Origin of the sequence: Microbacterium testaceum (assembly GCF_001476655.1) — a bacterium.
In the GTDB taxonomy this organism is placed as follows: domain Bacteria; phylum Actinomycetota; class Actinomycetes; order Actinomycetales; family Microbacteriaceae; genus Microbacterium; species Microbacterium testaceum_C.
Genome location: NZ_LDRT01000032.1, coordinates 20,343 through 42,664, shown reverse-complemented (window position 1 = coordinate 42,664; position 22,322 = coordinate 20,343). Strand labels below are relative to the sequence as shown.

Sequence of the window (22,322 nt, the reverse complement as noted above, 5' to 3'; positions counted from 1 at the left end):
GCCCAGCCGTTGCGCGTCGAGTACCCCGTGGTCCCCGCCAGCGCCATCGCGACGCGGAGCTACGGCGACGAGGGTCCGATGCGCGCGATCGACGGCTACAGCGACAACAGGAACGAGACGTGCTGGTCCACCTGGGGGGATCCCTTCTCGCTCCCCACCACCCCGGAGTCCCTCGTGCTGGACCTCGGCGGGGTGTGGAGCAACATCTCGTCGGCGACGTACCTTCCCAAGCAGTGGCGCCGCGACGACAGAACCGACGGAGACATCACCTCCTTCACGATCTCGCTGAGTGTCGACGGCACCACCTGGACCGATGTCGCGTCCGGAACCTGGGCACCCGATCAGTCGGCGAAATTCGTCGAGTGGACGGCGCGAGACGCGGCCTACGTGCGTCTCACCGCGAAAGCCGCCACCGGCGACTACGTCAATGTCAGCGGTATCGCGGTCGGCGGCCGAAGGGCCAAGCCCGCCCTGCTCAGTCGGCCCTACGGCGGCGGCGCCCGCTACCGGCTCGACAACGTCAACAGCGCGCTCGCGTTGACCACCGACGGCAGCCGCGTCCTGCAACGCGCCGCCGGAGCCTCGTCCGCACAGACGTGGGCGATCGAGTCGACCGATGACGGCTTCTACAAGATCAAGGACGTCGCCGGCGGCGGGTACCTGCAGGTGACGAACCGCAACCGCGACAACGGAGGCGGCATCTCGGTGGGCGCCGCCGCGGATCAGTTCACGCAGCACTGGGCGATCCTGCGCACCGATACGGGAGCGAGCGTGCTGACGAACCGCTTCAGCAGTCTGGTGCTCGAAGTCGCCGCGGGTTCCACCGCTGACGGCGCGAACGCCGCGCAGCGCATGTGGGGCAGCCGTCCCGAGCAGCGGTGGACCATCACGGCCCTGTAGGACACGACGCTCGCGGGTACCGGTGAAGCTGCGGCGGGGCAGGAAGTGCCTCAGTCGCACCAGCTGGGGCGGGTACCCGCGAGCGTGGCCACCCGCGCTCCCGTCGCCACCTCGACGACCGTCGAGGTGCGCCCGACCCACTCCGCGCGAGCGGGATAGCCGTCGACGACCGCTCCGGCCGGCACCGTGCCCACGAGCACATGACGTCCGCTGGGTGCGAGGCACACCTCGTCGATGCGCTCCCCCGGCGCGGCCGTGAAGAGCGAGCGCTGCGAGTCGTCCAGCCGAACGGTCGCGGCATCCCAGCTCAGCGATGACGTCGGCGACACGAGGAGTGAACCGGCGGAGATCTCGCCGGAAGGCGACGAGACCGGCGCCGGGGTGAGAGAGCCGTCGGTGAGGTCCAGGATGGCCGCGCCCGTGGGCCCCTCGACGACCACCGACGTCGCTCCCGGGAGCACGGCACGCAGCGTGCCCACCTCCCCCAGGCGGCGGGCCGGGGCCGCTCCCGACGCGTCCACCAGGGTCAGCGTGGCATCCGGCGATTGCGCCACGAGATAGCTGCTGCCGGGGAGGAAGAACCACGCGTCGGCGAGCAGAGGGATGCCGCCCACCCCGCGCACCGGCTGGGGGCGGGCCCCCGGTTCCTCCAGGTCGAGGGCGAAGAGCGTGTTGAGGTAGGAAGTGCCGTCCGGCCCCGGACCCGAATAGACGAAGCCGACCCGAGTCGCGTCGGCCGAGACGCGGACGAGGCCCACCGTGCCGTCACCGGGTGCGGCGAGAGACGTCGTCCCGTCCGCTCCCACGCGCCGCAGCGCGGCTCTCCCCGCCTCGTCCCGCACGAGGGCGACGAGGCTGTCGCCGTCGACCGCATACTCCTGGATGCGGCCGGCGGAGAAGAGCGTGCTCTCGCCGCCGGACAGGACGTCGTGGCGCACGATGCGATCCTCGCCGCCGGTCCGGTCGTAGGCGCCGCCGCGTTCGAGGGTGGTCACCGTCAGCGAAGGTGTGCGGAAGGCGAACTCGGCCGCGGCGGCGGCGCCCGTCGAGCGGCCCCGCAGGTTCGGTGCCACGATGCGGTAGTCCGTCCCGAAGTCCAGCGGCGAGAGGAAGCGGACGCGCAGGGTCGCGCCCTCGACCTCGACATCGACGTCGGAGGGAGGGTCGACACGCACCCCCTCGGTCGACGTGTCGGCGAGAGGTTGATCGGCGCGCATGCCCAGTGTCACTCCGGGTCGCTGCACGGTGAGCGCGGTGTCACCCACGGTGGTACGCAGACGAGGGCCGCGCTCCAGCGCCGACGCGGTCAACAGTCCGCTCACCAGCGCGAGGCACAGCGTCACCCCCGTCGCCGCAGCCAGGAAAGGACGCGCGGAGCGCCCGGCGCGCGACGGACGGGCGTCAGGAGAGATAGGGGTCATCGGGCTCCTCCACCGCCTCGATCGTCGTGGGTGACAGGCGCGTCCCCGCGTCGTCGTCGGCGAACGTCCCCACCACGTGCACCCATTGGCCGGATGCCGCGCCCGCGGGCAGCGCACCGGGAGCAAGCGGTACCGCGAAGAGCTGCGCGTCGACGGTGCAGCAGGTCACCGCGTACCGCCCGACCCGGACCGCACCGGTGTCGTCGAGGAGGAGGAACCCCGTGATGTCGGCCTGCTGTCCGATGAGATCGTTCGCCGTCGCGCCGCTGCCCAGGATCGCCGCCCAGTCCCGCACCGAGTACCGGGCGGGATCGCTGCCCACGAGCACCGTGGGTGGGACGTCGGCTGTCCCGGAGCCGTCTGTCGCCGCGGAGGCCAGAGCGCGATCGGCGCTGAGGGTCGAGGGCGGCACGACGAGGAGAGCGACGGCCGAGACGGCGACGACGGCCGCGACGGCGACGGCTGCCGCCCCCCGCCGTAGTCGCCGCGCCGGGTGCTCCGGCACCCCGTCGTGCGGGGGGTCCCCGTGGTCGTGCCCGTGCGGGTGCGGGCCGCCGACGGCCGAGTACCACAGGGCCACGGCGAGCAGCAGCGCGCCCCCGACGCCGAGGATCACGGTGAAGACGACGTAGCGGGGGTGGATGTACAGCGTCAGCTCTCCCGTGGCCGCGAGGACGAGGGTGCTGATCACCCCGATCCCGCACAGGCACATCCCTGCCCACTTCCGCACGACCTCAGACAAGCGCGTTCACCCCCAGGCCGAGAGCGAAAGCCCCGAGGGCGACGAGGAGTGTCACACCCGCCAGCGTGCGGGCCCGGAACGTCGTGCCGAGCATGAGGAGCATCTTCACGTCGATCATCGGACCGAGCACGAGGAAAGCGACGAGGGCGCCCGGAGAGAAGGTGGACGCCAGTGACAGCGCGAAGAACGCGTCGACGTTGGAGCAGATGGCGATCATGACCGCGAGCGCCATCAGCGCGAGGATCCCCGCCACCGGGTGCCCGCCGATCGCCGTGAGAGTGTCTCGCGAGATGACTACCTGGATGAAGCCGGCGATCGCGGCTCCGAAGAACAGCGCCGGCAGCATCGCCGACATCTCGTCGCGGAAGAGCAGCGCCGCCCGGCGGAGCGAGGGCCGCTCACTGTTCGTCGAGGCGACCCGACAGGCCGCGATCCAGCTCGGGGTGAGCAGCCGTTCGGGTTCCGGGTGCAGGCTCACGAGCCACCCGACGAGGTTGGCGAGGACGAAGCCGCCGACCAGCCGGGCGACCAGGATGCCGTTCTCCCATCCGAATGCCTGATAGGTGGTGACGAGGGTCACCGGGTTCAGGATCGGAGCGGCGAGGAGGAAGGTCATCGAGTCGGCGACGGAGAAGCCGCGCACCATCAGCCCGCGCGCCAGTGGCACGTTGCCGCATTCGCACACCGGGAGCACGACCCCGAGGAGGGAGAGGACGGCGCGACGCGGCATCCCGGATCGGGGGATCAGCGCGTCGATCACCCTCGTCGGGACCCACAGCTGTACGGCGATCGAGATCAGGATGCCGAGGAAGACGAACGGGAGCGACTCGATGACGACGCTCGTCGCCAGGGTGATGCCGTCGGAGAGAGCACCGGGGAAGGGGGTGTCTGCGTCCCGCGTGCTCAGCCGCGTGGTGACGGCCACGACGACGACGGCCGCGGCGGCGGCCGCGATCATCGTCCGGGAACCCGCCGGACCGGGGAAGCGCCGTGGGGCAGACACCACGCTCGCCCGCGAAGCGGATCGGTTCACGTGCGGCATCGCGCTCCTCCCGGACCGTGACCGGATCGTCGGCGAGCGGGCGTCTCACCGCCACGAGCGAGGTGAGACGACACCGTCGACAGAGAACCCGACGGAGAATCGGTGCCCCGGGCCCGTCGCAGCCCACCGCTACAAGGGGTCCGGGGCACCGTCCGCGCACCGGCTGAAGCCCGGTCCGCGGCACGCCAACTGAGCGAACAGAAAGCGCGAGTGCCGCACCGCCCCGGGGCCCACATGCGAGGGCAGCCCGGGACGGCGGGGGTCTTACAGGCCCTGGGCCAGGCGGTAGTACGCCTGGTTCCAGCGCAGCTCGCTCTGGAAACCGCGGACCGTGGTGTCGTCGTCGATGACGACGAGCTCGGTCTTGGCGATCTCGGCGAAGTCGCGGAACACCTCGATGCCCACGGCCGTCGTCATGACGGTGTGGTGCGCGGCACCGGCGGCGAGCCAGCAGCCGGCCGAGGTGGCGAGATCGGGGGCGGGCTTCCACACCGCGCGGCCGACGGGCAGCTTCGGCAGGTCGGGCGCGTCGACGTTCTCGACGACGTTGGCCACGAGGCGGAAGCGGTCGCGCATGTCGCTCATCGCGACGACGAGAGCGGGGCCCGCGTCGGCGGTGAAGACCAGGCGCACCGGGTCGTCCTTGCCGCCGATGCCGAGCTCGTGGATCTCGAGGCGCGGCTTCTTCGTGGTGAGCGAGGGCGAGACCTCGAGCATGTGGGCGCCGAGGATGCGCTCGGAGCCGGGGACGAGGTCGTAGGTGTAGTCCTCCATAAGCGACGCGCCGCCGGGCAGGCCCGCGCCCATGACGTTCGCGACGCGCACGAGGACCGCCGTCTTCCAGTCGCCCTCGGCGCCGAAGCCGTAGCCCTCCGCCATGAGGCGCTGCACCGCGAGACCCGGCAGCTGCTTCAGAGCGCCGAGGTCTTCGAACGAGGTCGTGAAGGCGCCGAAGCCGCCCTCCTCGAGGAACGAGCGAAGGCCCAGCTCGATCGCGGCGCCGTCGCGCAGCGACTGGTGGCGCGCCCCACCGGGGAGCAGTTCCTCGACGACGTCGTAGCTGTCGACGTACTCCTGCACGAGCGCGTCGATGTCGGCATCCGATGCCTTCTCGACCGCCTCGACGAGCTCGTTGACGCCCCACGTGTTGACCTGCACGCCGAAACGCAGCTCGGCCTCGGTCTTGTCGCCCTCGGTGACCGCGACGAAGCGCATGTTGTCGCCGAAGCGCGCGAGCTTGAGGGTACGGGCGGCGGTCCAGCCGGCGGCGGCGCGCTCCCAGTCCTCGATCTGCTGACGCACGGCGGGGTTCGACACGTGGCCGACGACCGTCTTGCGCGCGACGCCGAGGCGCGTCTGGATGTACCCGAATTCCCGGTCGCCGTGCGCGGCCTGGTTGAGGTTCATGAAGTCGAAGTCGATGTCGTTCCACGGCAGCTCGACGTTGGCCTGCGTGTGCAGGTGCAGCAGGGGCTTCTGCAGGGCGTCGAGGCCCGAGATCCACATCTTCGCGGGGCTGAAAGTGTGCATCCATGCGATGACGCCGATCACGTCGTCGCGGCCGTTGATGTCGAGGGCCATGCGGCGGATGCTGTCGGAGTCCTTCAGCACGGGCTTCCAGACGACCTTCACCGGCAGGCCGTTCAGCCCCTCGACGACGGCCTGCGACTGCTCGGCGACCTGCTTCAGGGTCTCCTCGCCGTAGAGGTTCTGGCTGCCGGTGACGAACCAGACCTCGTAGCCGTCGAGGTCGTTCTTGAGGGGAGTGCGGGTCATGCGAGTTTTCCTTCGGTGGGAGGGGTGCGAACGCGGGGAGCGCTCACGGTGTCGCGGCGATGGCGGTGTGCTCGACCGCCAGTCCCGCGCGATAACGGGAGAGGTATGCGGCGAATCCCGGAACGTCTTCGGGGTCGGGGGCGACGACGTCGACCCCCGTCCGGTCGAAGATCCGACTCTCGAGGTACGCGCCGAGATCGGTCGCCGTGGCGTCGGACGCGAAGGCCGCGAGGACCGCGATCCCCCACGCGCCGCCCTCCGACGCCGTCGATGCCACCGCGACAGGTGCGTTCAGCGCCCCGGCGAGGAAGCGCTGCGCCACCCCGGCCGTGCGGAAGACACCCCCGTGGGCGTACATCCGGTCGAGTTCGACGCCCTCTTCGGTCAGGACGCGCATGCCGAGCGCGAGCGTGGCGAACACCCCGTACAGCTGTGCGCGCATGAAGTTCGCGAGCGTCAGGCGGCTGTCGGGTGAGCGCAGCACCAGGGGGCGCCCCTCCGGGAGTCCCGCGATGGGCTCCCCGGCCAGGTGGTTGTACGCCAGGATGCCGCCGGCATCGGGCGCGCCGTCGAACGCCTCGCGGAAGAGTGCCTCGAAGACCTCGTCGGAGCTGAGCGAGCCCCCGGCGATCTCGGCGAACCGCTCGAAGAGCGCCACCCACGCCGCGAGTTCGCTGGCGCCGTTGTTGCAGTGGACCATGGCGACGAGATCGCCGGACGGCGTCGTGACGAGGTCGAGTTCGTCGTGCGCACGGCGCAACGGCTTCTCGAGCACGACCATCGCGAAGATGCTCGTTCCCGCGCTCACGTTGCCGGTGCGGGGGGCGACCGAGTTGGTCGCCACCATCCCCGTGCCGGCGTCGCCCTCGGGAGGGCAGAACAGGATGCCGGGGCGAAGCGCCCCGCTCGGATCCAGCAGCGCTGCCCCCTCGTCGGTGAGCGAACCCGCGGCCTGTCCCGCGACGAGCACGTCGGGAAGCAGAGCGCGCAGCTCCAGCCCGTGCGCGCGTTCGGCGACGAGTCGGTCGAACTTCGCGATCATGCCCGCGTCGTAGTCGCGCGTCGCGACGTCGATGGGGAACATGCCCGAGGCATCCCCGACGCCGAGGACGCGACGACCCGTCAGCTTCTCGTGCACGTAACCCGCGAGGGTGTTGAAGGAGGCGACGTCGCCGACGTGGTCTTCCTCGTCGAGCACCGCCTGGTACAGGTGCGCGATCGACCAGCGCAGCGGGATGTTCGTTCCCAGCAGTTCGGAGAGCACCCCCGCGGCGCGCTCGGTCGAGGTGTTCCGCCACGTGCGGAATGGCACCAGCAGATCGCCCGCCGCGTCGAAGGCGAGGTAGCCGTGCATCATGGCCGACACGCCGATGGCCGCGAGGTCGCGGATCACCGTGTCGTGGCCACTCTTCACCCGCGCACCCAGGTCGGTGTAGGCGGCCCGGACGCCCGCCCAGACGTCGTCCAGCGAGTACGTCCAGTTGCCGTCGTGGTACCTGTTCTCCCAGGCGTGCGAGCCCGTCGCGAGCACGCGTGCGGGGTCGTCGCCGTCGATCAGGCATGCCTTGATCCGCGTCGAGCCGAGTTCGATTCCCAGGACCGCGCGCCCGGAGGCGATCACCTCGGCGACCGAGGTCTGCGCCGCGCTCACCGGCGTGCGTCCGAGCTCTGGCCGTACACGTTCTGGTAGCGGTTGTAGAGGGCGTCGATCTTGTCCTGCGGGATCGGGATCAGCGGACCGGCTTCGCGCGCGATGTGCACGGTGCGGGCGACGTCTTCGAGCATGACGGCGGCCTTCACGGCATCCTTCGCATTCGCGCCGATGGTGAAGGGACCGTGGTTCTGCATGATGACGCCGCGCGAGCGATGCCCGCGCAGGGTCTCGACGATGCCGCGGCCGATCGAGTCGTCGCCGATGATCGCGAAGGGGCCGACCGGGATCGGGCCGCCGAACTCGTCGGCCATCGCCGTGATGACGCAGGGGATCTCCTCGCCGCGCGCGGCCCACGCGACGCCGTAGGTCGAGTGCGTGTGCACCACGCCTCCGACCTCGGGCATGTTGCGGTACACGTAGGCGTGCGCCGCCGTGTCGCTCGACGGGCTGCGCTCGGAGCCGGAGGTTCCGGGGATCGCGTTGCCGTCGAGGTCGCAGAGGATCATGTTCTCCGGGGTGAGGTCGTCGTACGAGACGCCCGAGGGCTTGATCACGAACAGGTCGGCGCCGGGCACGCGACCCGAGACGTTGCCGCCGGTCCAGACGATGAGGTTGTAGCGCACGAGCTCCGCGTGCAGGCGCGCGACGTCGGCACGGACCTGGTCGATGGATGCCTGCACCGCAGGCGGGAAATCAGCAGACGGCTCTGCCATGGTGTTCTCCTCGAGATGACGACGGTCGACGGCGGCGGTCATTTCCTTCGCCGCGCCGTCAGCACGCGCTGGAGCAAGACGAAGGCCAGCAGGATGCTGCCGGTGATGATGGTCAAGTACTCCGGGCGGATGCTACCGTCCTTCGTGATGATCATCGCCAGCGCCGCGAGCACGAGCGAGCCCACGACCGAGCCGAGCACGTAACCGGCACCACCGGTGAGGAGCGTTCCGCCGATCACGACGGCGGCGATGGCATCCAGTTCCCACCCGATACCGGTGACGTTCTGCGCCTTGCCGCCGACCTCGGCGGTGTAGACGACGGCGGCGAGACCGGCGAGCGCACCGCTGATGACGTAGATGAGCACGCGCGTGCGGGCCACGGGCAGACCCATCAGCTGAGCCGAGTTCTCCGCCCCTCCGATGCCGTACACCGTGCGACCGGTGCGGGTGCGGTGGAGGAGGAAGAAGGCTCCGACGACCACGAGGACGGCGATGAAGAAGCCGGGGGTGAGAATGAGGTCGTTCGTCTTGGGACCGTCGTACAGCTTGAAGTCCGTCGCGAGGGTCAGGATCGGGGAGTCGTCGGCGACCTGCACCGGGACCGTCGACAGGATCGAGGCGAGACCGCGGGCCAGGAACATCATCGCGAGTGTGGCGATGAACGGCTGCACGTTGAAGTACTGGATCAGCACACCCGAGACGAGGCCGAAGAGGGCCCCGAACGCGATCATCAGCACGATCGCGAGCCAGCCGTTCACACCGGCGTTCATGAGCATGACGCCGGAGACCGAGGTGAAGGCCACGACCGCACCCACCGACAGATCGATACCGCCGGAGAGGATGACGATGGTCATCCCCACGGCCAGGATGATCGTCGGCGCGAAGCTGACGAGCAGGCTCGACATCGTTCCCGCGTGGAACACGCGGCCGTAGGCGATCTCGGCGTACACGAGCATCGCCACGAGCAGGATGACGGCGGCGAAAGTGGGGATGGCCGACTGGCTGCGGCCCCACATGCGGGAGATGGCGAGTCCCCGCACCGGGACCTCGGTGCCGTGCGAGGGGGGCGACACGGTCGTGCTCACGCGACGACCTCCTTACGGGTACGGCGGCGTCCGGCCTGGAGGACGAAAGCCCTCACACGCTCGGACTGCAGCAGGACGAGCAGCACGATGACGATGGCCTTGAAGGCCGGGGTCGCGGCGGCGGAGACGCCGAGGAAGAGCACCGTCTTGTTCAGTGTGGCGATCAGCAGCGCACCGATCGTCGAACCGAGGATGGAGAACTTGCCGCCGGCCAGCGACGTTCCGCCGATGACGACCGCGAGGATCGCGTCGAGCTCCATCTGATAGCCGGTACCCGAGACGTCGACGGTCATGACCTCCGACACGGTGAACAGTCCGCCGCCCGCGGCGAGGATCCCCGACAGCACGTAGACGGTGATGAGGATCGGACGCGGGCGGATGCCGGCGAGCCGGCTCGCGTCGGGGTTCACGCCGATCGACTCGATCATCAGACCGAGGGCGGTGCGGCGCATGATGACCGACACCACGACCACGATGACGATCGCGATCACGAAGCTCGTCGGAAGGCCCAGGACCTGTCCGTTCGAGATCTGCTGGAACGGCGCGTTCGTCGAGTTGGTGTTCTGACCCCCCGTGATGACACGCGCGATACCGCGCGCCGCGAGCATCATCACCAGGGTGCTGATGAAGGGCTGCAGGCCCACGACCGACACGAGCAGACCGTTCACGAGACCGAGCACCGCGCCGATCGCGAGGGCGATGCCGATCGCGGTGAACATCGCGCCGAAGGAACTGGGGGCGTTCAGCGCCCGCAGGGTCTCCATCGCCGCGGCCCCGCCGACGGCCATGATCGAGCCGACCGAGAGGTCGATGCCCTTCGTGGCGATCACGAAGGTCATGCCGAGGGCGATCATGATGATCGGCGCCGACACGCGGAGGATGTCGAGCAGGTTGCCCGCCACCAGACCCGTCGCCGGGTTGATGCCGATCGAGAGGTACGTGGGGTCCTTGATCACGTTCAGCGAGAGCAGGAGTAGGATGCCGATGATCCCCCAGAACCAGGGAGTGCGCAGCAGCGTCTTGACGACGGACATCAGGGGGTCTCTCCTTCGATGAGCGACTCGGTCTGGGCTTCGGCCTTCTCGTCGGACTCGGCCGCGATGATCGAGACGACCCGCTCGGCCGTCACGTCGGGACCGTTGACGATCTCGCCGACCTTCTGGTGGTCCTTCATGATCACGATGCGCTCGGAGAGTCGGACGACTTCCTCGAGCTCGGACGAGATGAACACCACGCTCATCCCTCCCTCGGCCAGTTCGGCCACGGTCTCCTGGATGTCGGCCTTGGCACCGACGTCGATGCCTCGGGTCGGCTCGTCGAGGAGGAGCAGTTCGGGGTCGGTGGCGAGCCAGCGTCCGAGGAGCACCTTCTGCTGATTGCCTCCGGACAGCAGACGGATGGGGCGATCGGGGTCGTTCGGGCGGACGCTGAAACGCTCCATGTAGGTGCGCACCAGCTCGTCGACCTCGCGCGCGGGGATGCGGCGCAACCACCCGCGCTTGGCCTGCAGCGCGAGCATGATGTTCTCGCGGATGCTGAGATCGCCGATGATGCCGTCGTCACGACGGTTCTCGGTCGAGTACGCGATGTGGTTGGCGAGCCCCGAGACGGGCGAGGTCACATTGACCTTCTTGCCCTTCAGACGCACCGCCCCCGCATCGGCGCGGTCGGCGCCGGCGATGAGGCGGGCGAGCTCGGTGCGGCCGGACCCGAGGAGACCGGCGAATCCGACGACCTCGCCCTTGTGGATCTCGATGTCGGTGGGGGCGAGCGCGCCGGCGCGGGCGAGGCCTTCGGCGGCGTACACCGGGGTCGCCGACCGGTCGCGCGCGTCGACCTGACGGTTGGAGCCGAGGGCCTTCAGCGCCTCGATGTCCTTACCGATCATCTTCGAGATGAGCTGCGTGCGGTCCAGGTCCCGCGTGAGGTACTCACCGACGAAACCGCCGTTGCGCAGCACCGTGATGCGGTCGCTGATCGCGTAGACCTGGTCGAGGAAGTGCGAGACGAAGAGGATGGCCACGCCCTGGTCGCGCAGGCGACGCATGACAGTGAAGAGGACCTCGACCTCGGCGGCATCCAGGCTCGAGGTCGGCTCGTCGAGGATGAGCACCTTGGAGTCGGTGACCATCGCACGGCTGATCGCCACCAGCTGCTGAAGGGCGATCGAGATCGACGACAGCGGGGCGCGGGTGTCGAGGTGGCCGAGACCCATACGTGTGAGCGCCTCGGCGGCTTTGGCGTGGGTCGCCCGCCAGTTGATCCCGAGGGGGCCCCGGATCTCGTGGCCGAGCATGACGTTCTCGCCGATGGTGAGGTTCGTGCAGAGGTTGACCTCTTGATAGACCGTGGAGATGCCCGCGGCCTGAGCGGAAGCGGTGCCCGTCAGGCGACGCTCCTCACCGAAGATCAGGATCGAACCGGAATCGATCTGGTAGACGCCGGTCAGGGCCTTGATCAGGGTGGACTTGCCCGCCCCGTTCTCTCCCATCAGGGTGTGGACCTCGCCGGGGAGGAGTCGGAAGTTCACCTCGTCGAGGGCTTTGACGCCGGGGAATGTGATCGATGCGCCACGGACTTCGACGATCGGTAGGGACTCTGCCATCGCTGACGAACTTCCTCGTTTGTACGGTGCTGGTGGGAACCGGGAGTGGGGGTGGCCACGGGGCCACCCCCACTGACGGAGAGGTGCTACTTGTTCGGCAGACCCGGCTTAGAAGCCGAGACCCTCGGAGAGCGCCTTGTCGGCCGCCTGGGGCGAGTCGAACGTCGCGCTGTCGACGATGATGGTCGGCTCGACCGACTCACCGGCGATGGCCTTCTTGACGGCGTCGGCGGCGATGTCGCCGAAGAACGGGTTGTACTGGGCGACGAAGCTCAGCTGACCCTTCGACAGGGCCTCGAGCGCGCCCTTGGTGCCGTCGATCGTGGCGATCTTCACGTCGGTGCCGGGGGTCAGACCCGCGGCGCTGACGGCCTGGGCCGCTCCGATACCCATCTCGTCGTTCTGGGCGAAGATGAACTGGATGTTGTTGTTGTTGGCCTTGAGGACCGTCTCGATGACGGACTTGCCCTCGTCGGTCTTCCAGTTGGCGGTCTGCGCGCCGACCTTGTTGAAGCCGGACGCGCCGCTGATCGCCTCGTCGAAGCCCTCGTTGCGCTCGTTCACGACCGAGAGGCCGGGAACACCCTCGAGCACGAAGTAGTTCGCGCCGGACGGGAAGGCGGTGAGTGCCCAGTCGCCGACGGACGCCGCGACCTGCTTGTTGTCGGGGGCGATGCGGGTGACGTAGAGGTCATCGGGAGCGTCGACGCCACGGTCGAGCAGGATCACGGGGATCTGCGCCTCCTTGGCGAGCTTCAGCGAGTCTTCCCAACCGGAAGCCTCGGTGGCCGTCAGCAGGATGGCGTCGACCTCGTCGTTGACGAACGTCGAGAAGGCGTCGAGCTGGGACTTCTGGTCGCTCGGGCTGGCAGCCGGAGCGTACTTGAGGTCGAAACCGGCCTCGCTCGAGAAGGCGTCCTTGACGGCCTGCTCGTTGGCGTTGCGCCATCCACCCTCGGGGCCGACGGCGACGAAGCCCACCGTGATGACGCCGTCCTTGCTGCTACCACCGGCGCTGCCGCTGTCCGAGCTTGCTCCACCGGAGCAGCCGGCCAGACCGAGTGCCAGAGCACCGACACCGACGACGCCGAGAAGGCCCTGGACGCGCTTCGACTTGGACATGTGTTCTCCTCCTTGAGATCTCTCCACCAGTCGGGTTGAAGAGAGTTGCCGTGCTGCCACCGCTGGAAGCACCCTTGGTCATTCATATTGTGCGCGCTAACAATCGGGAACGCAAGCGGATGACGCGAGAATTTCCTCTCACGAGATCACGAATGCATCACGACGACCACGCGGGACGCGCGCGACCGCGGCCCTACGCGCGAGACGCCGTCGACTCCCGCACGATCAGCGCGGGCTGAATGGTGTCGTGCGTGGGATCGGTGTTCCCCTCGATCGCCGCGATGACTTGCTGCAGGGCGAGTTCGCCGAGCTCGGCGAAATCCTGACGCACCGTGGTGAGCGGCGGGAGGAAGTGACGCGCGTCCGAGAGATCGTCGAAGCCGACCACGCTGATGTCTTCGGGGACCCTGATGCCGCGACGCGCGAGGCCGTGGACGACACCGAGCGCGATCTGGTCATTGGCGGCGAACACGGCCGTGGTGTCGCCCCACTCGAACGTCTGACCGAAGTCGAAGCCGAAGTCCGAGGACCACTCCCCCACGACGAAAGGCCCGTGGGCCAGGCCGGCCTCGTCGAGCGACTCCCGCCACCCCTGCACGCGCTCACGCGCGTCGAACCAGTCCTGCGGGCCGGCCAGGTGCGCGATGGAGGTGTGACCGAGGTCGATGAGATGTTTCACCGCCAAGCGGGCCCCCGCGCGCTGGTCCACGCCGACGGTGTGCCACGCGGCGTCCGCCTCCGCCTTGATCACGATGGTCGGCAGTCCGGTCGTCTGCTGCCGCAGCAGGTCGAGCGACGAGGCACGCGGGGCGATGACGCACAGAGCGTCGACCCCCTGGGTCACGAGCTCCATCACGCCGGAGTCCATCTGCGACTCGTCGTCGCTGCCGATCGAGAAAGCGCTGACGGCGTATCCGACGCCGCGCGCGGCCTTCTCGAGGGCGCGGAGCGTGTTGTTCGGTCCGTTCTGGACCGGGCCGTCGATGAGCACACCGATGCGGCGAGCACGCCGAGTCGCGAGGGCGCGAGCGATCGAGCTCGGGGTGTAGTTCATCTCGTCGATGGCCTGGAGGACCTTCGAGCGCGTGGACTCGCGGATGTTCGGATGACCGTTCAGCACCCGGGACACCGTCATGTGCGAAACTCCGGCGCGACGGGCGACGTCGTAGATGCTTGGTCGCTGCCATCCCCGGCTCGACGTCTGAGGCATGGGCGAGATTCCGATCCAGGCGAGGCGGCCCGTGTCCATCGACCGCTCTCGCCCCGAATCGGGCAGGACGCGCCCCTTCCGGGGAGTTCTGTCGATGGAGGCGATGCTACGCTCCCTCGTCGCGATGCGTGGTGATTGCCCGTGTGAGCGTTCTCATGGTCACCCTCCGAATGACGCGAGGAGACATCGCTCGACCTAGGGACGCGCGCGACGCCCGGCGCGGCGCCGCAGGATGATCGCGAGGCCCACGACGACGAGCACGACGGCCACGCCGACGAGGACCCACGCCGGTTCCATCCCGGTGATCGGCAACCCGTGGTCGGGGCCGGGAACGATCGGGGAGAGCGTCGGCGTGGGCGTCGGCATCACGGTCGGAGCCGTCGTCGGCGACGGCGGCACCGTCGGCAACGGGGTGATGTCCACCCCGACTCCCACCGAGGCGGACGCGGCGGGAGAGGTGAGAAGAGCGTGGATCACTGGTGCTCCATTGCAGGTGAAGAGACGGGAAGTCTGCGAGACCTCCGTGCGGGGGGATCGGCCGGCTCCGACGGCGAGGTCTGCGTCGGCGCGTCGGGCTGGAGAGCGGAGGCGCGGCCCTCACTCCGCGCACGATCGAGAGCGGCGGCGAAACGTCGACGACGCCAGAGGAGAGCGAGCAGAAGCAGTGCGACGCCGAGGAGAACCAGCAGCTGCGGCACCGGCACCGCCCACAGGGACGCGGCGGTCGACGACGCGGCGACGGTGACTGCCGCGCCACTGAGGTCGGATGCCGTGGGGGCCAGAGCCACCTCGCCGGGAACGTAGAAGGTGGGCCACACCCCCGGGATCGTCGCGGTGAGGGTGCGCGAATCCCCGGGCAGGAGCTCCTGTCGCTGGGTGTCATCGCCGGGCACGTTCGTCTGCGCCCCGCCGAATCCGACCACTCCGGCGACGGCGAGGCTCGCGTTGCCGGTGTTGTGGACCGTGAAGGTCGTGGTGACCGCTCCCGGCTGGAAGGGGTTCCACGACATGTCGTACGCCGAGTCGATGCCATCGACGGTGAAGGCCGGCACGATCTCGCCCGCGACCCTCGTCAGCACGCGGAAGCCCACGCGGCTCTCCACCCCGACCGTCGATCCGTTCGCATCGGTGCCGGTGGACGTGACGGACGCGGCGATCCCGGCGGCGTGGTCGCCGGGGATCGCGTCGGCCGGCACCGTGGTCGTGAAGGGAACGACCACGGTGGCGTTCGGCTCGACGGTCACCGTCTCGGGCAGGGAGATCCATCGGCCCGCATCGACCGATTCCTGGTCGGAGGGGAGCATGTTGAACCGCCCCCGGTCCGTGTAGTAGCCGTCCGCGGCGTGGAGGCGGAAGGTGATCTCCGTCCGGCTGAGGTTGCGCACGGCGAGGTGATCCTCGCGCGAGGCGCCCGGATCGAGTTCCTGCTGGATGAACCCCCGCGTATCCGCGCCGTCGGGGGTCGCGGGCGTCACGGCCCAGGTGACATCGTCGGGTGCGGCGTACGCGTTCGTGCTGACAACGAAAGGCACCCACAGCGCAGCAACGACGGCGAGAACCGCGAGGGTCAGGCGGGAGCGCTTCTTGTGCATGGGGGTACCGTCCGAGTCGTCATCGAGCATCGAAAGCAGTCATCTTCGCATGTGCGGCGAGGCGGGTCCTCAGGGGACCCGCCTCGCGCCAGGCGACGGGATCGATCAGTTGACGACGTCTTCGAAGAGCGACAGCGTCAGCGTCGAGGAGTACGAGCCCGGGGCCACGTCGGTGCCGGTCTTCAGCACCAGGTCGGCGCTCGCGGACCACGACTTCCCACCCGCCTGAAGGAGGTCGGAGGAGTTGGTCGTCAGGTAGAGCAGTTCCTTGTCCTTGAGGCCGACGTTGTTGCCGAACCCGTCCGGGTCGGCGTCTTCGACGGTGTCGACCTGGGGCCCCTCGGCGACGAGGCCGTCCGCGGGGTCGAGGACCTTCGGGGTCCAGCCGAGGTTGCCCGCCGAGATGGTGCCCGCCGAGCCGGTGAAGTCGCTGGCCTGCCCGAGCACGTACCAGGCGAGGTCGGTCGACACCGACGCGGGGTCGCGGGTGTCGGTCACCGTCACCTGCGGAAGCGAGCCGTCGAACTGACGCAGGCTCGGGTCTCCGGTCTCCTTGTTCTCGGTGAGCGACGTCGACGTGCCGGCGACGGTCAGGCTCAGGGTGCCAGGCCCGTCGACCGGGGCGATGTTGACGTTCACGTCGACGTCACTGTCGCCGTACGGCTGTTCGGCGGCGAACGCCGCACCCGCCGTGCCGGCCAGAATGAGGCCGCCGGCGGTGGCCACCGCGACCCTCGCCGCGAAACCGTGAGAAAACTTCATCGTGTACTCCGTTCTTCGATCGACATCCCCGTCGATCAAGTAGCAAGACCACCGAGCTGGGCAGCTCCCGCAGAATCCGTCGGGACCGGGGCTCCCCTGCGGTCCTCGAATGTTAGCGAGAACATTGGGTGCGGTGCAAGAGCCGAGTTTGACCGGCGTCGGGACCGGCGTCGGGACCGGCGTCGGAACAGCGCGGCGAGCGCGACACCGAGCGACGCGAGCACGCGTGCGGAGTCGCGTGTCGCCGTGTTGCGCTCGGCGACGCCCCCGGCCGCAGAAGCGCCTACCGTTTGAGGTATGACTTCTCTTCCGCACGCCGAACCCGAGAGCACCCCCGCGATCGGCACCACGGTCTCGGCGGACGACTTCAAGCGCGCTTTCCGCGGGCACCCCGGCGGCATCGCGGTCATCACCGCATACGGCGAGAACGGGCCCGTGGCCCTCACCGCCTCGTCGGTCTCGTCCGTCAGCGCAGACCCGCCGCTGTTGATCTTCTCGGTGTCGGCGCTGTCGTCGGCGACACCCACGATCATCGCCGCCGACACGATCGTCGTGCACCTGCTCGACGCCGAGGACATCGGCCTCGCCCGTACGGCGGCCACGAGCGGCCTCGACCGCTTCGCCGACACCTCGACGTGGTCGCGTCTGCCCACGGGCGAGCCCGTCTACCACGGCGTTCGCGCGTGGTTGCGGTGCAAGATCGTCAGCCGAATGGATGCCGGCGGCTCGACCGTGATCGCCGCCCAGGCCCTGCAGGTCGACGTCGAGCGCGACCTCGAGCCGGGAGAGCCGGGCTCCGCGTTGGTCTACCACAACCGCACCTGGCACCGCCTCGGCGAGCACTCGCGGCTCGACTGATCCGGACGCACGAGAGATGACGAACCCGCCGGCTCGGTGGGGGCGTCATCTCTCGCGGCCGACTCAGACGCGCGTCACCGCATAGACCACCGCCGTCTCCGGGTACAGCAGCGGAGCCATCAGGCCCGCCGCCCCCAGGAGCGCGCCCGACATCTCCACCCCCGGCTCCGAACCCTCCTGCCACACCGGGGCGCCGTGGTACACCGCGGACGGAGCCAGCTCGAACCCCCACCAGCGGGCCGGCGTGAAGCGGCTCGGCAGCGGCGTCGGAACGACCGGCACCACCCGGTACCGCGCATCCGGGTCCAGGCCGGGCAGACGCACACGCCCCGGCGAGACGGTCTCCGACCGGGCGAGCGACGCGTACGAGTAGACGGCGGCCGAGCGGTCGGCCGCGACGACGCCGTTGACGGCGATGGTGTCGTCGGGGTGGTCCAGGCGCACGAGATCACCGCCGTGCAGCAGTGCGCGGTGCTGCTTGTAGAAGTCGATCCACGTCCGCAGCTCCGCGCGCTCGTCGTCGGTGGCGGTCCGCAGGTCCCACTCGATCCCCAGGTGCCCGAACAACGCGGTCGCCGCCCGGAACGACAGGTCGTGCCAGCGACCGGTGGTGTGCGAGCGGCCCGAGGCGATGTGCGAGCCCATCATCTCCGGCGGTACCAGCTGCGTGGTCCACCGGTTCATCTGCTGGCGGTCCAGCGGATCGATGTTGTCGGAGACCCATACCCGGTCGGTGTGCTCCAGGATGCCGAGATCCACGCGCGCGCCACCCGAGGAGCACGACTCGATCTCGAGCTCGGGATATCGGACGCCGATCTCCTCGACCAGACGGTAGAAGGCGAGGGTCTGAGCGTGCACGCCGGGCCGCCCTGCCGGGAGCGTTCCGGCCTGCACCAGGTCGCGGTTGTGATCCCATTTGATGTAGGCGATGTCGTACTCGTCGAGGACCGCGCAGATCGCGTCACGAATGAACGCATAGCACGCGGGGATGCCGAGGTTCAGCACCTGCTGGTGGCGAGACTCCACGGGCAAGGACTCACCCGTCGCCATGATCCACTCGGGATGGGCGCGTGCGAGATCGGAGTCGACGTTGATCATCTCGGGCTCGAACCAGAGGCCGAACTGCATCCCCAATGCACGCACACGGTCGACCAGGGGGTGCAGGCCCTCGGGCCACACGTCCGCCGAGACCGTCCAGTCACCGAGCCCCGAGAAGTCGTCGCGGCGGCTGCCGAACCAGCCGTCGTCGAGGACGAAGCGCTCGACGCCGAGGTCGGCAGCCTGCTCGGCGAGGTCCACCAGCACGTCGAGGTCGTGGTCGAAGTACACCGCTTCCCAGACGTTGAGCGTGACCGGGCGCGGCGAGGTGGGGTGCTGTTCGCGCGCGCGCAGCATCCGGTGGAATCGGCGGGCGACGGCATCCAGTCCCTCGCCGTACGCGCCGTAGACCCACGGGCTCTCGTACGATTCGTCGCGGCCGAGGCGCACCTCGCCCGGCAGCAACAGCTCACCGCCGCCGAGGACCTGCACACCGGTCGAGACCCGCTCGACCTGGTGGACGTGGTTGCCCGACCACCCTGTGTGCACGCCCCACACCTCGCCGCGCGCGAAGCCGAACCCCGGCTCTCCCACGCTCAGGAGCGTGGCGGCATCCGCTCCCGTGCGGCCGTGGCGGCCCTCGCGGCGGTGCGCTCCGATCGTGACCATGCTCCGCTGGGGCACGCGCTCCTTGCCCCAGCGACCGGCCATGTCGAGGATCTCGCTCGCGGAGGCGGGGACGGGCAGGCTCAACAGCAGTTCATCGAGCTGATACACCTCGTCGGCGAGGTTGGTCAGACGCGCCCGCGTGCGGACGATACCCGAGACGCTCATCTCGACGCTCAGCAGGAGCGCCAGCTCGCTCTCCTCGTCGATGGCCTCGACCTCGAGGACACCGGCTCCCGCATCGTGGACGCCCGCCGTCAGCGGGGTGCTGTCCAGGCGTACGGCGGTGGAGCGGAAGCGGGGCGACCACGCGCGTCCGGCGCGGGAGCCGTTCACGCCGGGGCGTCCGCTCCAGCCGGTCCATTCCTCGGGCAGCATCGACAGGCGGATCGGCTGGTCCATGTCGTTCGGCCCGACCGGGGCGACCCCGGTCAGGGCCAATGCGGCAAACGCCTCGGCGCCGAGCGGACCGCAGTCGGCGCCCCAATGGATGACAGCGGGAAGCTCGCGATCGGACAGGTCGACGGCGAGTGCCACGCCGGCGGCGCGGAGGACGACTCCGAGGGTGTTCGGAGGGGTCATTCGAGGTTCCTCTCTGGGCGTCACGGGGTGACGCGGGGTGGGGGTGTCGCGCATCCGCACGATTCGCGGATGAGAAGTTCGCCGGGGAAGGACGTGTAGTGGCCGCCGGCGGCGGCGGGATCGAGGACGGCTGCCACGGCGGCACGAGCGACGTCGCCGATGGGCTGCGCGACCGTGGTCAGGCGCGGGATGCTGAAGGCCGATTCGGTGGAACCGTCGTACGAGACGACCGCGACGTCCTCCGGCACGCGCAGCCCCAGATCGGCCGCCGCGCGGAGGACACCGATGCCGAGCAGATCGGAACCCGCGAAGATCGCGTCGGGGCGGTCGGGGACGGAGAGCAGTTCGTGTGCCGCGGCGATACCGCCCTCGCGGGACCAACTGGTCACAGCGATGCCTCCCGAGACCGCGCCCGTGGCGGCGAGCGCCTGTTCCCACCCCTGTTGGCGTGGATCAGGGTTGCCCGCGGGGTCGGCGCTGGCTCCGAGGATGAGAGCGATCGATCGCCGATCGTGCACCTCGACCAGATGCCGGACGGCCTCGCGCGTGCTCGCCGCGGCATCCACCCCGATGGAGGGCACGCCCTCGGCGGGATGGAACGCGTCGATGAGCACGAGCGGGACCTCGCGCGCATCGCCCGGCCACGTGGCATGGAAGACGCTCGCGAGGATGACGCCGTCCGCCCCGCGCGAGCGCATCTCCCGCATGAGCCGGAGTTCGGTCGCGGGGTCGTCGTGCGTGTTGGCGATCAACAGCCCATAGCCCTGTTCGGCCGCCACGCTCTCGATCCGCAACGCGATCTCGGCGAAGTACGGGTTGCTGCTGTCGGGCAGCAGCAGCGCGAGAACATACGTCTTGCCCGTCCGCAGGGCGCGGGCCGTGCTGTTGGGGCGATACCCGAGTTCGGCCATCGCCTGGCGAACCCGCTGTTCTTTCTCGGGCGTCACGCGCTTGGACCCGGTCATCACATAGCTCACCACCGCCGTGCTCACCTGGGCGCGCGCGGCGACATCGTTGCGGGTGGGCGCCTTGGCCGGGCGCGCCTCGAGGTCGGGCGACGCGGCGGCGCGAGGGGGAGTGGTCTGCGACACGTGAGCCTCCTGGCGGGTAGAGGGGACCCGACGGATCGGATCCCCTCTACTCTGGCGCGATCTATTTGCTGAAGAGGGCGTTTACCTGGTCGTTCGCGCTGGTGAGCGACGACGGGTCGGCTTTGCCCTCCATCACCGCGTCGACCGCGGGCGTCATGATCCCGGCGATCTTGGCGGCGTTGTCCGAGATGGGCGAGAGGAAGGTCGTGCCATCCGCCACCTGCTGGGTGAACGGAGTCACGTCGATGCCCTTGCTCTGGAACGTGGACGCGGCCTCCTCGGCGCCGCTGGGGATGGCGGGGAACACGACACCGGCCTTGCCGACAACATCCTGGCACGCCGCGGATGCGAGGTACTCGACCCACTTCGCGGCCGCATTCTTGTTCTTCGAGCCCGCCCAGATCGAGTCGGCGAGACCGTTGAACATGCTCGCGCGCTTGCCGTCGGGGCCGGTGGGCGTGGGCGCGATGCCGACGTTGATGCCCTTGAGCGCGTAGAAGGAGTTGATGTTCCACGAGCCGTTCGTGATCATCGCGTACTTGCCCGCGCCGAAGGTCTGGGTCGAGTCACCACCGGTGACTTCGGCCACCGAGGGCATGTAGCCCTTCTCGATGAGGTCGGCCATCCACCCGATCGTCGACTGGAAACGCTCGTCGTCGTAGTTGTAGTGCGTGCCCCACGGGTTCGTGTCCATGTAGTTCCACCCGGTCGCGCCGCTGTACATGCTCCACTGGGTCTGGCCCACGCCGCCGCCGGACTGGTTGTCCAGGCCCAGGCCGTAGACGGCCACGCGCGTCTTGTCGAAGCCGGGCTGGTCGCCGCGGACACCGTTGGCGTCGACGGTGAGGTGGGCGATCGCCTTCTCGTATGTTCCGCCGTCCTCGGGGTTCCACTGCAGAGCGGCGAGTTGGTCGGCGCTGTAGCCGCCGGCCTGGACGAGATCCTTGTTGTAGAAGATCGAGATGGTGTCCCAGTCCTTGGGCAGCCCGTAGCGCTTGCCGTCCTGACCCACCCACAACTCAGCGAGGCCGGGAGTGTACTGGCCGACGTCCACACCGTCCTTGGCGATCACGTCGTCCAAGGGGACCAGCTGGTTGTTCTTGATGAAGTCGGCGTACTTCGAGAGGTGGTCGGTGAAGACGTCCGGCCCGGTGCCCGAGACGAAGGCGTTGGTGATCTTGGTCCAGTAGTCGTCCCACGAGTACTGGGTGATGTTGACCGTCACGTCGGGGTTGGCGGTGTGGAAGTCGTCGGCGCACTGCTGGTACGCGGGCTTCTGGTTGTTGTCCCAGAGCCAGTACTCCACCGTGCCCGTGGCCTTGCTGGTGTCGATCGAGGCGGAATCCCCGCCCGACGAGCCGCCGCCGACGCAGCCGGTGAGGGCGACGCCCATGACGGTGACGCCGGCGACGATGACGGCGGGCCTACGGATGAATGCGGACATGAGCGGTGATGCCTTTCTG

At 69.3% G+C, this 22,322-nt stretch carries 19 protein-coding genes; 2 read left to right on the top strand and 17 right to left on the bottom strand.

Annotated features, from left to right (window positions below; all coding sequences use genetic code 11):
* Window positions 1–900: RICIN domain-containing protein (locus tag NS220_RS05970; protein WP_193755282.1), on the top strand; the 900-nt coding region annotated here is incomplete at its 5' end.
* A gap of 50 nt (window positions 901–950) precedes the next feature.
* On the opposite strand, the gene NS220_RS05965 is transcribed toward NS220_RS05970, so the two are convergent.
* The 14 genes from NS220_RS05965 to NS220_RS05900 all read right to left on the bottom strand — a co-directional run bounded on the left by NS220_RS05965 (window position 951) and on the right by NS220_RS05900 (window position 16,624).
* Complete coding sequence (locus NS220_RS05965) at window positions 951–2,321, bottom strand: hypothetical protein (RefSeq protein ID WP_153004174.1); 1,371 nt, start codon at window positions 2,319–2,321, stop codon at window positions 951–953.
* A complete protein-coding gene (locus NS220_RS05960) occupies window positions 2,302–3,033 on the bottom strand; it encodes a TIGR03943 family putative permease subunit (protein WP_058623166.1) in 732 nt (243 codons plus the stop codon). The genes NS220_RS05965 and NS220_RS05960 overlap by 20 nt, the downstream gene beginning before the upstream one ends.
* Before the next feature lie 22 nt (window positions 3,034–3,055).
* Window positions 3,056–4,021, bottom strand: coding sequence for a permease (locus tag NS220_RS05955; protein ID WP_153004172.1), 966 nt, complete (start codon window positions 4,019–4,021; stop codon window positions 3,056–3,058).
* Between the two features lie 348 nt (window positions 4,022–4,369).
* Window positions 4,370–5,881 carry an L-arabinose isomerase gene (araA, locus tag NS220_RS05950; protein ID WP_058623164.1) on the bottom strand — a complete coding sequence of 504 codons (1,512 nt, stop codon included), beginning with the start codon at window positions 5,879–5,881 and terminating at the stop codon, window positions 4,370–4,372.
* 43 nt (window positions 5,882–5,924) lie between these two features.
* Window positions 5,925–7,532 (bottom strand): xylulokinase, encoded by a 1,608-nt coding sequence (locus NS220_RS05945; RefSeq protein WP_058623163.1) that lies wholly within the window; start codon window positions 7,530–7,532, stop codon window positions 5,925–5,927.
* Window positions 7,529–8,248, bottom strand: a complete 720-nt coding sequence (locus tag NS220_RS05940) for an L-ribulose-5-phosphate 4-epimerase (RefSeq protein WP_058623173.1) — start codon at window positions 8,246–8,248, stop codon at window positions 7,529–7,531. Before NS220_RS05940 ends, NS220_RS05945 begins: the two co-directional genes overlap by 4 nt.
* Before the next feature lie 38 nt (window positions 8,249–8,286).
* Window positions 8,287–9,264: an ABC transporter permease gene (locus tag NS220_RS05935; RefSeq protein WP_153004175.1), complete on the bottom strand. Its 978-nt coding sequence runs from the start codon at window positions 9,262–9,264 to the stop codon at window positions 8,287–8,289.
* Between the two features lie 65 nt (window positions 9,265–9,329).
* Window positions 9,330–10,367 carry an ABC transporter permease gene (locus tag NS220_RS05930; protein WP_058623161.1) on the bottom strand — a complete coding sequence of 346 codons (1,038 nt, stop codon included), beginning with the start codon at window positions 10,365–10,367 and terminating at the stop codon, window positions 9,330–9,332.
* Window positions 10,367–11,938, bottom strand: coding sequence for a sugar ABC transporter ATP-binding protein (locus NS220_RS05925; RefSeq protein ID WP_058623160.1), 1,572 nt, complete (start codon window positions 11,936–11,938; stop codon window positions 10,367–10,369). The genes NS220_RS05930 and NS220_RS05925 overlap by 1 nt, the downstream gene beginning before the upstream one ends.
* Before the next feature lie 108 nt (window positions 11,939–12,046).
* Window positions 12,047–13,060, bottom strand: coding sequence for a substrate-binding domain-containing protein (locus NS220_RS05920; RefSeq protein ID WP_058623159.1), 1,014 nt, complete (start codon window positions 13,058–13,060; stop codon window positions 12,047–12,049).
* 193 nt (window positions 13,061–13,253) lie between these two features.
* Entirely contained in the window at window positions 13,254–14,270 is a 1,017-nt protein-coding gene (locus NS220_RS05915; protein WP_058623172.1) for a LacI family DNA-binding transcriptional regulator, read from the bottom strand.
* A gap of 195 nt (window positions 14,271–14,465) precedes the next feature.
* On the bottom strand, window positions 14,466–14,747 hold the full coding sequence (locus tag NS220_RS05910) for a hypothetical protein (RefSeq protein ID WP_058623158.1): 282 nt from the start codon (window positions 14,745–14,747) through the stop codon (window positions 14,466–14,468).
* Window positions 14,744–15,892 carry a WxL protein peptidoglycan domain-containing protein gene (locus NS220_RS05905; protein ID WP_206542992.1) on the bottom strand — a complete coding sequence of 383 codons (1,149 nt, stop codon included), beginning with the start codon at window positions 15,890–15,892 and terminating at the stop codon, window positions 14,744–14,746. Before NS220_RS05905 ends, NS220_RS05910 begins: the two co-directional genes overlap by 4 nt.
* A gap of 75 nt (window positions 15,893–15,967) precedes the next feature.
* Complete coding sequence (locus NS220_RS05900) at window positions 15,968–16,624, bottom strand: hypothetical protein (protein WP_058623157.1); 657 nt, start codon at window positions 16,622–16,624, stop codon at window positions 15,968–15,970.
* Window positions 16,625–16,921: 297 nt separating this feature from the next.
* On the opposite strand from NS220_RS05900, the gene NS220_RS05895 reads away from it, so the two are divergent.
* Window positions 16,922–17,482, top strand: coding sequence for a flavin reductase family protein (locus tag NS220_RS05895; protein ID WP_058623156.1), 561 nt, complete (start codon window positions 16,922–16,924; stop codon window positions 17,480–17,482).
* A 63-nt stretch (window positions 17,483–17,545) separates the two neighbouring features.
* Here NS220_RS05895 and NS220_RS05890 read toward each other — a convergent pair whose 3' ends face one another.
* From NS220_RS05890 to NS220_RS05880, 3 genes are all read right to left on the bottom strand, one after another.
* Window positions 17,546–19,768, bottom strand: a complete 2,223-nt coding sequence (locus NS220_RS05890; RefSeq protein ID WP_058623155.1) for an alpha-galactosidase — start codon at window positions 19,766–19,768, stop codon at window positions 17,546–17,548.
* Between the two features lie 20 nt (window positions 19,769–19,788).
* Window positions 19,789–20,859, bottom strand: a complete 1,071-nt coding sequence (locus NS220_RS05885; RefSeq protein ID WP_058623154.1) for a LacI family DNA-binding transcriptional regulator — start codon at window positions 20,857–20,859, stop codon at window positions 19,789–19,791.
* 61 nt (window positions 20,860–20,920) lie between these two features.
* Complete coding sequence (locus NS220_RS05880) at window positions 20,921–22,303, bottom strand: ABC transporter substrate-binding protein (protein ID WP_058623153.1); 1,383 nt, start codon at window positions 22,301–22,303, stop codon at window positions 20,921–20,923.
* Window positions 22,304–22,322 lie beyond the last annotated feature (19 nt).